Genomic DNA, 13,165 nt, shown 5'->3' on the forward strand with positions numbered 1-13,165 from the left:
CGACCTGACGAAGATGGCCGCCGCCGTGAGCGGCCAGCCCGAATGCGCCACGCTGCCCGACACCGTCGCGGGCCTCGGCCAGTGCTTCGTGCAGATGGGGCGCAAGGTCGCCCCGAAGGCGCTGATCGGGTTTCCGCCCGCCTTCTGGAGCGGCACGCCCGTCGAAGTCGCCGCGATGATGCGTGCCGTCGGCGCGAACCAGGCAGACTTCATCGTCGCGCAGACCAGCGACCGCGACGCGGGCTGCCGGGAGGCAGCATCGCCACCCGCAGAATGCCAGAACGGAAGCGCCCCGTTCTACTGGGATGTGAGCAACCAGACCAGCCCCAGCTTCCACGACAACCAGAAGCAGTATTCGGACTACCGCACGGCCCTGGGCAACGGCCTGCCGATCCTGTGGTGGCAGACGCCGATGGGCGTGCCTTCCGATACGCCCGGCGGCACCGACCAGCACTACCGCGACAACCACGTCGACTACATGCTGACCAACACCCAGGAATACGGCGAGATGCATACCATCGGAATGGTCTTCAGCGCTGGCGGCGGTCACCAAACCTCGATCAGCACAGACGGAGGCCAGTTCGCGCGCCTCTCGGTGCAATACCTCGCGCGAGGCGGCGCCGCGTTGAAGTAGCGGGGTTCCTGTCTCCTATCGCGCGGAGGTACCACCATCGACCGGAATGATCGCCCCGGTCATGTAGCTGGAAGCGGGCGAGGCCAGCAGCAAGGCCGGGGGACGGCACACTGACCCGGTGGATGGGTTAAACAGGTGTTTGCCTGCAAGTGCACGACGGTTGAGTCAGAGGCGATTGAAATGATATTGATGGGAATGGAGGTCCCTACATCCTATGTAGCGCGTATAAACAAGAAGAAATATTGGAGGGGCTATGGCTGGATTTTTCGCGGCACATTGCGACGCATTGAACCTTGCAAAGCAGGGCTCGACGCCGAATCAAGGTTTCAGACTCGGGCAACTTGGCGCGCTTCATGCGGTACTTGCCCACGCCACTATTCACGATGACCCAGCCATCGTGTGTCTGCCTACTGGCTACGGAAAGACGTCGTTGATGATGGCCTTGCCGCTGCTTACAGGCGCGCAGCGTGTTCTCATCGTTGAGCCCTCCGATGCGCTGCGTAAACAAGTCACCTCTCATTTTCGTGAGCTCTCCACGCTTCGAAGAATCGGTGCTATTCCCGCGGAGTTTCCAAATCCAATGGTCGCCAGGCTCGAAGGGCGGCCTGAAGATGCTGCCGCGTGGGAGCAGCTTGCTGAACAGGACGTTGTAGTCTCGACGCCGTCAAGCGCTTCTCCCTCCTTGGCGCCAGGTGCGCGCGAAGATCTGTTCGACCTCATCGTTTTTGATGAGGCTCACCATGCCCCTGCAGATACGTGGGCCGCCTTCTTGGCGCATTTCAAGAGCGCTCGATTCCTCTTTCTCACGGCAACACCATTCAGGCGTGACGGCCGCGTTATTCCGGGAAAATTGGTCTATCGCTACCCAGTGACACGTGCGGTTGACGAAGGAGCTTTCCGTCCAGTGTCGTTCCGCGCTGCTCCGGTTGTTGACCCCCTCAACGACGCTGAGATTGATCGATCCATCGCCGTGACCGCCGTCGCTCAATTGGAAGCCGATGCGCAACAGGGGAAGGACCATCGATTGTTTGTTCGAGCGGCGAACATCAAAACCGCGCGGGAGCTTGTACCAATCTACCGCGGCCTTGGGGTCGCGGTCGAAGCCATCGACAGCAAAGTTGGCAAGCGAAAGCAGGACGAATACGAAAAGAAGCTTCTGTCTGGAGAGCTGCAAGGCATTGTGTGCGTCGACATGTTTGGCGAGGGGTACGATTTTCCCAAGTTGAAGGTCGCCGCCTTGCACGCGCCTCACCGCTCCCTGGTGCCGACGATTCAGTTCATAGGACGCTTTGCTCGAAGCGACGACACCACCGGAGATGCAACGCTGATCGCACCTCTCGCGCGTATTGTTGACGCTCCAAATGCGCTGTTGAAAGAAGGCGTTGACCTTGCCCTCATGATTGACAACGCGGCTCAAGAAGAACTTGAAGGAAATGCGGAGGAGCAGGCAGTTCTTGAGCGATTCTCCGTGAGCAAGGTCGCAGAATCCGACTACGACGCAGTGTCTCCGCTCGTCCTTCAGCTCTATGCGCACGTTCGCGTCTTTCGTTGCTCAGAGGCCCCCGACTTCTCGAAGATTGGCGATACGGTGGGCAAGGCACTACGTGCCGTCAAGCAATGGGTAACGGAGGACGGAACGGTCAGCCTTGTGCTGACGGTCGATGAGAATCCACCCAAGTGGGCGACTTCTGACGTGTTGATGAACATCCGGCACGACGCATTCTTGTTGATGTATTTCCCAGTCGGCGGGCTCTGCTACATCGGGTCAACAAGGCGAACCGAGAAAATTTATCAAGGCCTCATGAACGAAGTCTGTGAAAGCTCGCGACCCCTGAGCTACGAGGAAACCAGTCGAGCTCGAGCTGGCCTGGATGAGGTGCGCTTTTACAACGTCGGATTGAAGAACACCACTTTCAATTCTCAAGGTGAGACGTATCGGACCCTCACGGGGCCCGCCGCGGAACGTGCGGTCACGGCTGGAGATGGCAGAGCCTATTCGCAGGGGCACTTCTTCGGCAGCGGCATGGCCGGCAACGAAAAGGAGACCATCGGCGCAAGCAGCAGTTCGCGCATATGGAGCAATCAGAATCTCTCGGTGTCCGAATTTATGGATTGGGTCGAGCGGATGAATGCTCGGCTTGTTGGGAACGCCCCGTTCGCCCAAACGCAACTGGACATCGTGCGCGCTGCAACACAACTGCGAGAAATTCCCCAAGTGGTCATAGCGGGGAGCTGGTCCAAAGCCGGGTTCAAGACGAATCCGCGCATACGGTACTGGCGGGCCGGGGGCGATGCTTCCTACAAGAGACTCACCGACTGCGAGCTGGCTGAGTTCGCCCCTTTGCCGGCGGAAGGAAGAATGGACTTCAAGGTCATCCATGAAGAAGACTCCATTCTCATGCGATTCTCGATCCAGAACGGCCCAATGGTCTCTCTCCTGGACGAGGTGATAGAGATCCAGGTCGAGTCGGCAATGGACGATTGGATGCCGCTCGACGAATGGTTGCGAGAGCATCCGCCGGTTTTTTATGCGGCCGACAAGTCCTCTTTTGAGGGAATGAATCTTATGGCTGCACCGCAAATTCAAGCCGCGGCATTGACGCCTGGAGATGCAGAGTTCATTGACTGGAACGGGTGCTCCATCGGAGTCGAGTTTGTACCCAACGATGGAACGGCTGACGCGGCGCGGAAGCGTGCAGCGCTCGCTGGCCAAACCACGGTTCAAGAGCATCTGGAGCAGCACTTGCGGGCTGTACCGGGTCTGGTGGCTCTGTTCTACGATCATCGCTCTGGAGAGGCGGCGGACTACATTGCCGTGACCGTCTCAGCTGAGGGAGATGTTGATATCGGTCTCTATCACTGCAAAGGAGCCGGCGGCGCTCCGACCGGAGGGCGAGTCGGTGATGTATACGAAGTCGCCGGCCAACTGGTCAAATCGGTTTACTACTGTGATGTAGCCACGCTGTTGGCTCATATGCGGGACCGTATGCATCAGCGACACCGGTTTCCCTCTAGCTTCGTTGTCGGAAATCTCCCGGAACTTGCTCAACTGCTGCAAGATACGGTGGCCACAAAACGAAGCTTTACCGTTGTTGGAGTGCAACCGGGCATAAGTCGCGAGGCGGTCGACGCCCATTTGGCTGACCTGATGATGTTCGGTGTTGATTACGCGAAGCGCGGTGGCGTAGCCAGGGCTTATTGGCTTGTCAGTGAGTGACATCAAGGCGTCTTCAACCTCGGTTCTCGGTCGGGGCCTACCGGTTTCTCGGGAGGGCCTGGTCGGTGCGCGCAACTTGCTCGTCACATGTCGCGTCGCGCGTCCTCCTCAAGTCGGGCGACGTGCGAAATCTGATCGTCTAATTGTGACTGCGTCGGCGAAAGCAGCACTTCACGCGGCTCGGCTCTCCCATCGTCGATGAGTTACGTCTAGAACCTTCGCCTTCCATCTACGCCATCGAAATGTTTTGAACTCTATTTCTTCATGCCCGGTAAAGTACCGAGCAGTTTTTTGAACTCTATTTGTTTGTTTTGAACTCTATTAGCTTCGACCACACCCGCTTCGATGCCGCCATCGTCGATCTCGACGGCACCATGGTCGACACCCTCGGCGATTTCGCGGTGTCGCTCAACCGCATGCTCGATGACCTTTCGCTGCCGCCGGTGGCGCCGGCTGCCATCGAGAAGATGGTGGGCAAGGGATCGGAGCACCTGATTCTTTCGGCGCTCGCGCACGTGATGTCACCCGGCGGCGCAGCGCCCGAGGGGGCGAAGGCGCAGGCGCTGCACGCGCGCGCACAGGCGCTCTTCGACCAGGCCTGGGGGCGCTACCAGCACCACTACCTGGCCATCAACGGCCAGCACTCGGCGGTGTATCCGGGCGTGGTCGAGGGTTTGAAGGCGCTGCGCTCGCGCGGCCTCCGCCTGGCCTGCCTCACCAACAAGCCGACGTCGTTCGCCAAGCCGCTGCTGGCTGCGAAGGGGCTCGACGGCTTCTTCGACTTCGCGTTCGGCGGCGATGCCTTCGCGCGCAAGAAGCCCGACCCGCTGCCGCTCTTGAAGACCTGCGAAGCGCTGGGCACTGTCCCTGCGCGCACGCTGATGATCGGCGACTCCAGCAACGACGCCAAGGCCGCGCGCGCCGCCGGTTGCCCGGTGGTGCTGGTCACCTACGGCTACAACCACGGCGAGCCGATACGCGGCGTCGATGCCGACGGCTTTGTGGACTCGCTCGCCGAAATCGACCAAGCCGTTTCCTGATCGGAAGCGCGGCCCAAGAAGGTGGCGCCGCGGCTATTTGCCGAGCAGCGCGTCCTTGAGCTTCCAGTCGGCCGGCGCCGGCCCGAGCCAGATGCGCAGCAGGGCGTTGAAGAACGCCGGCTCCTTCACCGGATCGGGCTGCGGCACGCCGCGCACCGTCACCAGCGTGCCCGTGCCGGGCAGCCAGTCGATGGTGAAGGTGTCGCCGGCCTTGAGCTGTTTCTGGTCGGAGAACATCCGGCCCATGCGCAGCAGCCCCGGAATGAGGTTGACCATTTCGCTCTTGGGCGAGTTTTCTTCCACGCCCTTGGTGAAGAACCTGCCCAGTTCATCGGCATCGATGTCGCGCAGCATGGTGATGGCCACGCGCTTGGGCCCGGGCGCGGCCAGCGCCTCCTCGGGTGTGGAGACCTTCTTGCCCACGTACAGCCCGGCCGCGTACACCTTGAAGACGGCCTTGTAGCGCACCCCCGCGCCGTTGAGCTGCAAGGTGCTGCCGCGCAGGTCGAGGGTGTCGTTCAGCTTGACGCCGGCCACGTCGACCTGCGCGGCCGAGGCACCGAGCGCGGACCAGACGCAGGCCAGCACGGCCAGGCGGGAGAACAGGGTCGGGAGCGAAAGGGCAGCGGGCACGTGGCTTCCTTGATTTGCGAACGATCGTTCGAATGTATCTTTTCGTTTTACTCGCGGCCCTCGGGGGAACCCTGAAGGCGGCGGTTGCACCCGGCGGTGTTTTCGTGGGCTAAACTCCACGCTCCATGTTCGTTCATCACATCATTCAAACAGGTGAAGGCAGCCGGGGAGCCTGGCCCTGGCGTCGCCATACATCGCTGACTGTTTGATTGCACGGCGCACGCCGTGCGCCCGCGGTACCGGATCGTTTTTTCTCGACTCCGGGCCACCAGTGAATGACCTTGCCACCGGCCAAGAAGCGCCGGCAGGCAACTGGAGAACGAATCCGTGATCACCGAACTTGAATTCAAGAGCCTCAGCGCCCAGGGCTACAACCGCATTCCGCTGATGGCCGAGGCCTTTGCGGACCTCGAAACGCCTCTTTCCCTCTATCTGAAGCTCGCCCATTCCCAAGGCGGCGGCAAGCACAGCTTCCTGCTCGAATCGGTGGTGGGCGGCGAGCGCTTCGGGCGCTACAGCTTCATCGGCCTGCCCGCTCGCACGCTGCTTCGCGCCAGCGGCTTCGGCGCCGATGCGAAGACCGAAGTGGTGACCGATGGCCAGGTCGTCGAGACGGCCGCAGGCAATCCGCTCGATTTCGTCGCCGAGTACCAGAAGCGCTTCAAGGTGGCGCTGCGGCCCGGCCTGCCGCGTTTCTGCGGCGGCCTCGCGGGCTACTTCGGCTACGACACCGTGCGCCACATCGAACGCAAGCTCGAAAAAAGCTGTCCGCCCGATGCATTGGGCTGTCCCGACATCCTGCTGCTGCAGTGCGAGGAGCTGGCGGTCATCGACAACCTCTCGGGCAAGCTCTACCTGATCGTCTATGCCGATCCGAAGCAGCCTGAGGCCTACGCGGCGGGCAAGCGCCGCCTGCGCGAGCTGAAGGAAAAGCTCAAGTATTCGGTGAGCGCGCCCGTCGTGAAGCCCACGCAGCCGCATCCGCCGGAGCGCAGCTTTGCCAAGGCCGACTACCTGGCGGCCGTGGAGCGCGCCAAGGACATGATCGCCGCCGGCGACTTCATGCAGGTGCAGGTGGGCCAGCGCATCAGCAAGCGCTACACCGAGTCGCCGCTGTCGCTGTACCGCGCGCTGCGCTCGCTCAATCCCTCGCCCTACATGTACTACTACAACCTGGGCGATTTCCACGTGGTGGGCGCTTCGCCCGAGATCCTGGTGCGCCAGGAAAACACGGGCGACGGCGAGCAGAAGATCACCATCCGGCCGCTGGCCGGCACGCGCCCGCGCGGCGCCTCGCTCGAACTCGACAAGGCAGCCGAGGAAGAGCTCATCAACGATCCCAAGGAGCGCGCCGAGCACGTGATGCTGATCGACCTGGCGCGCAACGACATCGGCCGTATCGCCAAGACAGGCACCGTCAAGGTGACCGAGGCCTTCGCGGTGGAGCGCTACAGCCACGTGATGCACATCGTGAGCAACGTCGAAGGTACGCTGAAGGACGGCATGACCGCCATCGACGTGCTCAAGGCCACGTTCCCGGCCGGCACGCTCACCGGCGCGCCCAAGGTGCATGCGATGGAGCTCATCGACCAGCTCGAGCCCACCAAGCGCGGCCTCTACGGCGGCGCCTGCGGCTACATCAGCTATGCGGGCGACATGGACGTGGCCATCGCCATCCGCACCGGCATCGTGAAGGACCAGATGCTGCATGTGCAGGCCGCGGCCGGTGTGGTGGCTGATTCGGTGCCCGAGCTGGAATGGAAAGAAACTGAAGCCAAGGCGCGCGCACTGCTGCGTGCCGCCGAACTGGTCGAGGAAGGCCTGGAATGAGCAACATACCCGACATCCAGAACGATTTCTCGCACGAGATCATCGGCGCCGCCGTCGAGGTGCAGCGCGTGCTCGGCACGGGCCTGGGCGAGGACGCCTATGCCGCGGCGCTGGCCATCGAACTCGCCGAGCGCGAGATCGGCTTTGCCCGCGACGTGGCGCTCTCGGCCAGCTACAAGGGCCGCTCGCTCGGCGAGGTGTACCGCGCGGGCTTCGTGGTCGAGCAGTCGGTCATCGTCGAGCTCAAGGCGGTCGACGTGCTGACCGACCTGCACCGCGCGCAGGTGCTTGCCGCGCTGCGCCTCTCGGGCCTCAAGCTGGGCCTTCTGATCAACTTCAACGTGTTCCCCGTCGTCAAGGGCGTGCACCGGATTGTGAGCAAGCCATGAAACTGCTGATGATCGACAACTACGATTCGTTCACCTACAACATCGTCCAGTACCTGGGCGAGCTGGGTGCGGATGTCCAGGTGCATCGCAACGACGAGATCACGGTGGCGCAGATCGGCGAGCTGATCGCCTCGGGCGTCACGCGGCTCGTGGTGTCGCCGGGCCCCTGCTCGCCGGCGGAAGCGGGCGTTTCGGTGGCGGCCATCCAGGCGTTCGCGGGCAAGCTGCCGATCCTGGGCGTGTGCCTGGGCCACCAGGCCATTGGCGCGGCCTTCGGCGGCACGATCGTGCGCGCGCAGCAGCTCATGCACGGCAAGACCAGCGAGATCACGACCACGCAGGAAGGCGTGTTCGCGGGGCTGCCCCAGAAGTTCACCGTCAACCGCTACCACTCGCTCTCGATCGAGCGCGAGAGCTGCCCTTCGGTCCTGGCCATCACCGCCTGGACCGACGACGGCGAGATCATGGGCGTGCGGCACACCGGTTTTGCGCATGACGTGCGCATCGAGGGCGTGCAGTTCCATCCCGAATCGATCCTCACCGAGCATGGCCACGCGATGCTCAAGAACTTCCTGGACTGACCCGCCATGACAGAACGCTCCTCCCTCGTCGACCTGCGCAGCGACACCGTCACGCAGCCCACCCCGGCGATGCGCGAGGCCATGATGGCGGCGCTGCTCGGCGACGACGTTTTCGGCACAGATCCGAGTGTCAACGCGCTGCAGGAGAAGATCGCCGCGCTGCTGGGCTTCGAGGCGGCGCTGCTGGTGCCGACCGGTACGCAGAGCAACCTGTGCGCGATCCTTTCGCACTGCGGGCGCGGCGACGAGTACATCGTCGGCCAGCAGGCGCACAGCTACCGCTGGGAAGGCGGCGGCGCCGCGGTGTTCGGCAGCGTGCAGCCGCAGCCGCTCGACCATGCACCCGACGGCACGCTGCCGCTCGCGCAGATCGAAGCCGCCATCAAGCCCGACGACGCGCACTTCGCGCGCACACGGCTGCTGGCGCTGGAGAACACGCTGGGCGGCAAGCTGCTGCCGTTCGAATACGTGCAGGCGGCAACGGACCTGGCGAAAAGCAGGGGACTGCAGCGGCACCTCGATGGCGCGCGGCTTTTCAATGCCGCCACGGCACAGGCCGCGCAGAACAGGCGCGGCGACGTCCGCGCCGAAGCCCGCCGCATCGCCCAGTGCTTCGACAGCGTGTCGGTCTGCTTCAGCAAGGGATTGGGCGCGCCCATCGGCTCGGCGCTGGTGGGTTCGCGCGAGTTCATCGCGCGGGCGCACCGCATCCGCAAGATGGCGGGCGGCGGCATGCGGCAGGCCGGCTTGCTTGCCGCGGCGGCTTCGCATGCGCTCGACCATCACATCGACCGCCTCGCCGACGACCATGCACTCGCCCGGCGCCTGGCCGAGGGGCTCGAAGGCATCGAGGGGCTGAAGGTCGAGGCGCCGCACACGAACATCGTGTTCGTCGACCTCACGGGCGCTGCGCAGGCGCGTTCGACCGAACTGCTCGCGAGCCTCAACGGGCAGGGCATTCTCGCGACGGGGCTCTATCGGCTGCGCTTCGTGACGCACCTCGATGTCGATGCGGCCGGCGTCGACCGCGCCGTGGCGGCCATCCGCGGCTTCTTCAACGCCTGACACCAGGGAACCAAGGAGCCCGCGATGCCCGATCTCCCGCATCTGCTCGCTTTCATCGCCGCCGGCTGGCTGCTGAACCTGACGCCGGGGCCCGACGTGCTCTACATCGTTGCCAACTCGCTGCGCTCCGGCGTGCGCGCCGGCATCGTCGGCGGCTTCGGCATTCTTGCCGGCTGCTTCGTCCACATCTTCGCGGCGGCGGTCGGCGTCGGCACGCTGCTGGCCACCTCGGCGGCGGCCTTCGCGGTGCTCAAGTATGTCGGCGCGGCCTACCTGCTCTACCTGGGCGTGCGCATGGTGTTCTCGCGCGCCAAGGCGCCGGCCGATCTGCGGCAGGCGGCCGCCGCATCGGGCGAGCGCGGGCTCAAGGCCATCTTCATGGGCGGCTTCTGGACCAACGTGCTGAACCCCAAGGTCGCGTTGTTCTTCCTGGCCTTCGTGCCGCAGTTCATCGCGCCGGGCGCCGACAACAAGGGCCTGTACTTCGTGCTGCTGGGCGTGCTGTTCAACCTCAATTCCATTCCCGTCATCGTGGGATGGGCCGCGTTTGCCGGCTGGATGGCGCGCAGGAGCGCCGTGCAGAAGGGCATGCACTGGCTCGACCGGGCGGCCGGCGTGCTGTTCATCGGCTTCGGCCTCAAGCTTGCATTCGCGGACGCACCGGCCGGCCGCGTCAGCCCCTGAAAACACCGAGGAGACTCCCCATGATCACCCCCCAGGAAGCGCTCCAGCGCACCATCGAGCACCGCGAGGTGTTCCACGACGAAATGCTGCACATCGTGCGGCTCATCATGAGCGGCGAATGCTCGCCCGTGATGATGGCGGCGCTGATCACCGGCCTGCGCGTCAAGAAGGAAACCATCGGCGAGATCACCGCGGCCGCGCAGGTGATGCGCGAGGTGTCGACCAAGGTGCCCGTGAAGGACACCACGCACCTGGTCGACATCGTGGGCACCGGCGGCGACGGCTCGCACACCTTCAACATCTCGACCTGCTCGATGTTCGTCGCGGCCGCGGCGGGTGCCAAGGTCAGCAAGCACGGCGGGCGCAGCGTGTCGAGCAAGTCGGGCAGCGCCGACGTGCTGGAGTCGCTGGGCGTCAACATCAACCTGCAGCCCGAGCAGATCGCGCGCTCCATCGAAGAGGTGGGCATCGGCTTCATGTTCGCGCCCAACCACCACCCGGCCATGAAGAACGTCGCCCCCGTGCGCAAGGAGCTCGGCATCAAGACCATCTTCAACATCCTCGGCCCGCTGACCAATCCGGCCGGTGCGCCGAACATCCTGATGGGCGTGTTCCACCCCGACCTCGTGGGCATCCAGGTGCGCGCATTGCAGCGCCTGGGCACCGAGCACGCGATGGTGGTGTATGGCCGCGACGGCATGGACGAGATCTCGCTCGGCGCCGCCACCATGGTGGGCGAACTCAAGGACGGCGAGATCCGCGAATACGAACTGCACCCCGAGGATTTCGGCTTTGCCATGTCGAGCAACCGCGCGCTGCGCGTGGACACGCCCGAGCAGTCGAAGACCATGCTGCTTGGCGTGCTCGACAATCAGGCCGGCCCGGCGCTTGACATCGTGCTGCTCAACGCCGGCGCGGCCTTGTACGCCGCCAACGTGGCCGATTCGATGGCCGCGGGCATCGAGCGTGCGCGCGAGGCCGTGGCATCGGGCGCGGCGCGCGCCAAGCTGGCCGAACTGGTCAAGGCCTCCACGGCAGCCGCGTGAAGCAGGAAAACAGCCAGGAACGCAAAAAAATGTCCGACATCCTCGACAAGATCATTGCCGTCAAGCGGCAGGAAATTGCTGCAGCGCAGAAGAAAAGCCCGCTCGAAGCCGTGCGCTTCGACGCCGAAAGCCGCGTGCTGACGCGCGATTTCGAAGGCGCGCTGCGCGCCAAGATCGCCGCCGGCCACGCCGCCGTGATCGCCGAGGTCAAGAAGGCCAGCCCGAGCAAGGGCGTGCTGCGCGAAGACTTCATTCCGGCCGACATCGCGCAGAGCTATGCCGAGGGCGACGGCGAAATCAGCGCGGCCTGCCTCTCGGTGCTGACCGACAAGCAGTTCTTCCAGGGCGGCGTCGACTACCTCAAGCAGGCCCGCGCCTCGTGCGACCTGCCGGTGCTGCGCAAGGACTTCATCGTCGACCCCTACCAGGTGTACGAATCGCGCGCGATGGGCGCCGATGCCGTGCTGTTGATCGCCGCCTGCCTCGACGACGCGCAAATGAAGGACTACGAAGCCATCGCGCGCGGGCTCGGCATGGCGGTGCTGGTCGAAGTGCATGATGCGGCCGAACTCGAGCGCGCGCTCAAGCTCAAGACGCCGCTCATCGGCGTGAACAACCGCAACCTGCGCAATTTCGAGGTGTCGATCCAGGCCACCATCGACCTGCTGCCCAGGCTGCCGGCCGACCGGCTGGCCGTCACCGAATCGGGCATTGCCACGCGCGAAGACGTCGCAACCCTGCGCGCGGCCGGCGTCCACGCCTTCCTGGTCGGCGAGGCCTTCATGCGCGCCAAGGAACCCGGCGAGGCGCTCGCCGCATTGTTCAAATGAGCCGGCCCGATCAGCTGGCGAGCAGCGATCCCGCCGACTGGCCCGTGGCACCAGGTTGGCGGCCGCTGGTCGAGGACTTTTTCGGCAGCACCGTGGGGCAGAAGCTGAGAAGCTTCCTGCGCGAGCGCCTTGACGCCGGCGCGGTCATCTTCCCGCCACAACCACTGCGGGCCCTGGAGCTGACGCCGCCCGAGGACGTGCGCGTCGTCATCCTGGGGCAGGACCCGTACCACGGGCGCGGCCAGGCCGAGGGGCTTGCGTTCTCGGTGGCGCCGGGCGTGGCGCTGCCGCCGTCGCTGCGCAACATCTTCAAGGAGCTCCAGCGCGACCTGGGAACGCCGCCGCCGCCGTTTCCGAATCCGGGCGGCAGCCTGGTGAAATGGGCGACCCACGGCGTGCTGCTGCTCAACACCTGCCTGACGGTCGAGGAGGGGCAGCCGGCCAGCCATTCGGGCCGCGGCTGGGAGGTGCTGACCGACGCGGTCATCCGCCATGTTTCAGACGGCGAGAAGCCTGTTGTTTTTATGCTGTGGGGTTCGCATGCCCAAAGTAAGCGTGCGTTGATCGACATTGGCCGCCATAAGGTGCTGATGTCGAATCATCCGTCGCCGCTTTCGGCCTTGCGCCCGCCCGTTCCGTTCATCGGCTGCGGTCACTTCGGCGAGGCGCGCGCCTGGCGGCTCGCGCACCGGCCGGACGGCGAAATTCACGGATAATGCCGGCTGCTTCGCCTCGGGCAGTTCCCCGCATCTTCTTGGTGCTGAGTTCTGCGTAGTCACAAAACCGTGCTATATTTCGAGGTTCGCCGGAGAGGTGGCCGAGTGGTTAATGGCAGCAGACTGTAAATCTGCCCTCTAACGAGTACGCTGGTTCGAATCCAGCCCTCTCCACCAGCGATGAATTTGGTTTCTAAGAGCGATTGGATCTAGCGCTTTGGGTGCCTTGAAGTGCCCCCGATGCGGGAGTAGTTCAATGGTAGAACCCCAGCCTTCCAAGCTGATGACGCGGGTTCGATTCCCGTCTCCCGCTCCAGAGACCCGGTTCGGCGCCGGAAAGCGATTGGTTAGACAAAGCCCTTTTGGCTCAGTGGTAGAGCACTCCCTTGGTAAGGGAGAGGTCGCGGGTCCGATTCCCGCAAAGGGCACCAGTTTTTAGGGGGTTGCAACGCCAGGTTTGCAACCCATCTGCATGCGTTGAAATCGTTTTTTTCGGAGTC

General features: G+C 64.0%; 11 protein-coding genes, 3 tRNA genes and 1 pseudogene. 14 read left to right on the forward strand and 1 reads right to left on the reverse strand.

Annotated elements, in window-relative coordinates:
• The 3 genes and pseudogenes from EJO66_RS31720 to gph all read left to right on the forward strand — a co-directional run.
• A pseudogene (locus tag EJO66_RS31720) lies at positions 1-634 on the forward strand (hypothetical protein); the annotation flags it as partial.
• Positions 635-887: 253 nt separating this feature from the next.
• Positions 888-3,851 (forward strand): DEAD/DEAH box helicase, encoded by a 2,964-nt coding sequence (locus tag EJO66_RS31730; RefSeq protein ID WP_125967186.1) that lies wholly within the window; start codon positions 888-890, stop codon positions 3,849-3,851.
• A gap of 311 nt (positions 3,852-4,162) precedes the next feature.
• The gene (gph, locus tag EJO66_RS31735) at positions 4,163-4,891 is read left to right on the forward strand and encodes a phosphoglycolate phosphatase (protein WP_125967187.1); all 729 of its coding nucleotides are present in this window, start codon (positions 4,163-4,165) and stop codon (positions 4,889-4,891) included.
• A 33-nt stretch (positions 4,892-4,924) separates the two neighbouring features.
• Here the strand turns inward: gph and EJO66_RS31740 are convergent, their stop codons facing one another.
• Positions 4,925-5,524 (reverse strand): chalcone isomerase family protein, encoded by a 600-nt coding sequence (locus EJO66_RS31740; protein ID WP_124958635.1) that lies wholly within the window; start codon positions 5,522-5,524, stop codon positions 4,925-4,927.
• 327 nt (positions 5,525-5,851) lie between these two features.
• Here EJO66_RS31740 and trpE point away from each other — a divergent pair, with 327 nt between their 5' ends.
• The 11 genes from trpE (at position 5,852) to EJO66_RS31795 (ending at position 13,096) form a co-directional block, all read left to right on the forward strand.
• Positions 5,852-7,354, forward strand: a complete 1,503-nt coding sequence (gene trpE, locus EJO66_RS31745) for an anthranilate synthase component I (protein WP_124958636.1) — start codon at positions 5,852-5,854, stop codon at positions 7,352-7,354.
• Positions 7,351-7,743, forward strand: coding sequence for a GxxExxY protein (locus tag EJO66_RS31750; protein ID WP_125967188.1), 393 nt, complete (start codon positions 7,351-7,353; stop codon positions 7,741-7,743). The genes trpE and EJO66_RS31750 overlap by 4 nt, the downstream gene beginning before the upstream one ends.
• The gene (locus EJO66_RS31755; protein ID WP_124958638.1) at positions 7,740-8,324 is read left to right on the forward strand and encodes an aminodeoxychorismate/anthranilate synthase component II; all 585 of its coding nucleotides are present in this window, start codon (positions 7,740-7,742) and stop codon (positions 8,322-8,324) included. Before EJO66_RS31750 ends, EJO66_RS31755 begins: the two co-directional genes overlap by 4 nt.
• A 6-nt stretch (positions 8,325-8,330) precedes the next feature.
• On the forward strand, positions 8,331-9,389 hold the full coding sequence (gene ltaE / locus EJO66_RS31760; protein ID WP_125967189.1) for a low-specificity L-threonine aldolase: 1,059 nt from the start codon (positions 8,331-8,333) through the stop codon (positions 9,387-9,389).
• A 24-nt stretch (positions 9,390-9,413) separates the two neighbouring features.
• Positions 9,414-10,073, forward strand: a complete 660-nt coding sequence (locus EJO66_RS31765; protein WP_125967190.1) for a LysE family translocator — start codon at positions 9,414-9,416, stop codon at positions 10,071-10,073.
• Between the two features lie 20 nt (positions 10,074-10,093).
• Positions 10,094-11,119 (forward strand): anthranilate phosphoribosyltransferase, encoded by a 1,026-nt coding sequence (trpD, locus tag EJO66_RS31770; RefSeq protein WP_124958641.1) that lies wholly within the window; start codon positions 10,094-10,096, stop codon positions 11,117-11,119.
• Between the two features lie 29 nt (positions 11,120-11,148).
• Positions 11,149-11,949, forward strand: coding sequence for an indole-3-glycerol phosphate synthase TrpC (trpC, locus tag EJO66_RS31775; RefSeq protein WP_124958642.1), 801 nt, complete (start codon positions 11,149-11,151; stop codon positions 11,947-11,949).
• The gene (locus EJO66_RS31780; RefSeq protein WP_125967191.1) at positions 11,946-12,665 is read left to right on the forward strand and encodes a uracil-DNA glycosylase; all 720 of its coding nucleotides are present in this window, start codon (positions 11,946-11,948) and stop codon (positions 12,663-12,665) included. Before trpC ends, EJO66_RS31780 begins: the two co-directional genes overlap by 4 nt.
• Before the next feature lie 91 nt (positions 12,666-12,756).
• Positions 12,757-12,842 (forward strand) — tRNA-Tyr (locus EJO66_RS31785).
• 65 nt (positions 12,843-12,907) lie between these two features.
• Positions 12,908-12,981: transfer RNA gene (locus tag EJO66_RS31790), tRNA-Gly, on the forward strand.
• Positions 12,982-13,021: 40 nt separating this feature from the next.
• A tRNA-Thr gene (locus EJO66_RS31795) sits at positions 13,022-13,096 on the forward strand.
• The last annotated feature ends 69 nt before the right edge of the window (positions 13,097-13,165 follow it).

The organism is Variovorax beijingensis (genome assembly GCF_003951285.1).
In the GTDB taxonomy this organism is placed as follows: domain Bacteria; phylum Pseudomonadota; class Gammaproteobacteria; order Burkholderiales; family Burkholderiaceae_C; genus Variovorax; species Variovorax beijingensis.

What these genes read in the sequence shown, in the direction of transcription:
- EJO66_RS31730 (WP_125967186.1), top strand. Translation starts at nt 888, where the DNA reads ATGGCTGGATTTTTCGCGGCACATTGCGACGCATTGAACCTTGCAAAG.
- EJO66_RS31750 (WP_125967188.1), top strand. Translation starts at nt 7,351, where the DNA reads ATGAGCAACATACCCGACATCCAGAACGATTTCTCGCACGAGATCATC.
- EJO66_RS31755 (WP_124958638.1), top strand. Translation starts at nt 7,740, where the DNA reads ATGAAACTGCTGATGATCGACAACTACGATTCGTTCACCTACAACATC.
- ltaE (WP_125967189.1), top strand. Translation starts at nt 8,331, where the DNA reads ATGACAGAACGCTCCTCCCTCGTCGACCTGCGCAGCGACACCGTCACG.
- EJO66_RS31765 (WP_125967190.1), top strand. Translation starts at nt 9,414, where the DNA reads ATGCCCGATCTCCCGCATCTGCTCGCTTTCATCGCCGCCGGCTGGCTG.
- trpD (WP_124958641.1), top strand. Translation starts at nt 10,094, where the DNA reads ATGATCACCCCCCAGGAAGCGCTCCAGCGCACCATCGAGCACCGCGAG.
- trpC (WP_124958642.1), top strand. Translation starts at nt 11,149, where the DNA reads ATGTCCGACATCCTCGACAAGATCATTGCCGTCAAGCGGCAGGAAATT.
- EJO66_RS31780 (WP_125967191.1), top strand. Translation starts at nt 11,946, where the DNA reads ATGAGCCGGCCCGATCAGCTGGCGAGCAGCGATCCCGCCGACTGGCCC.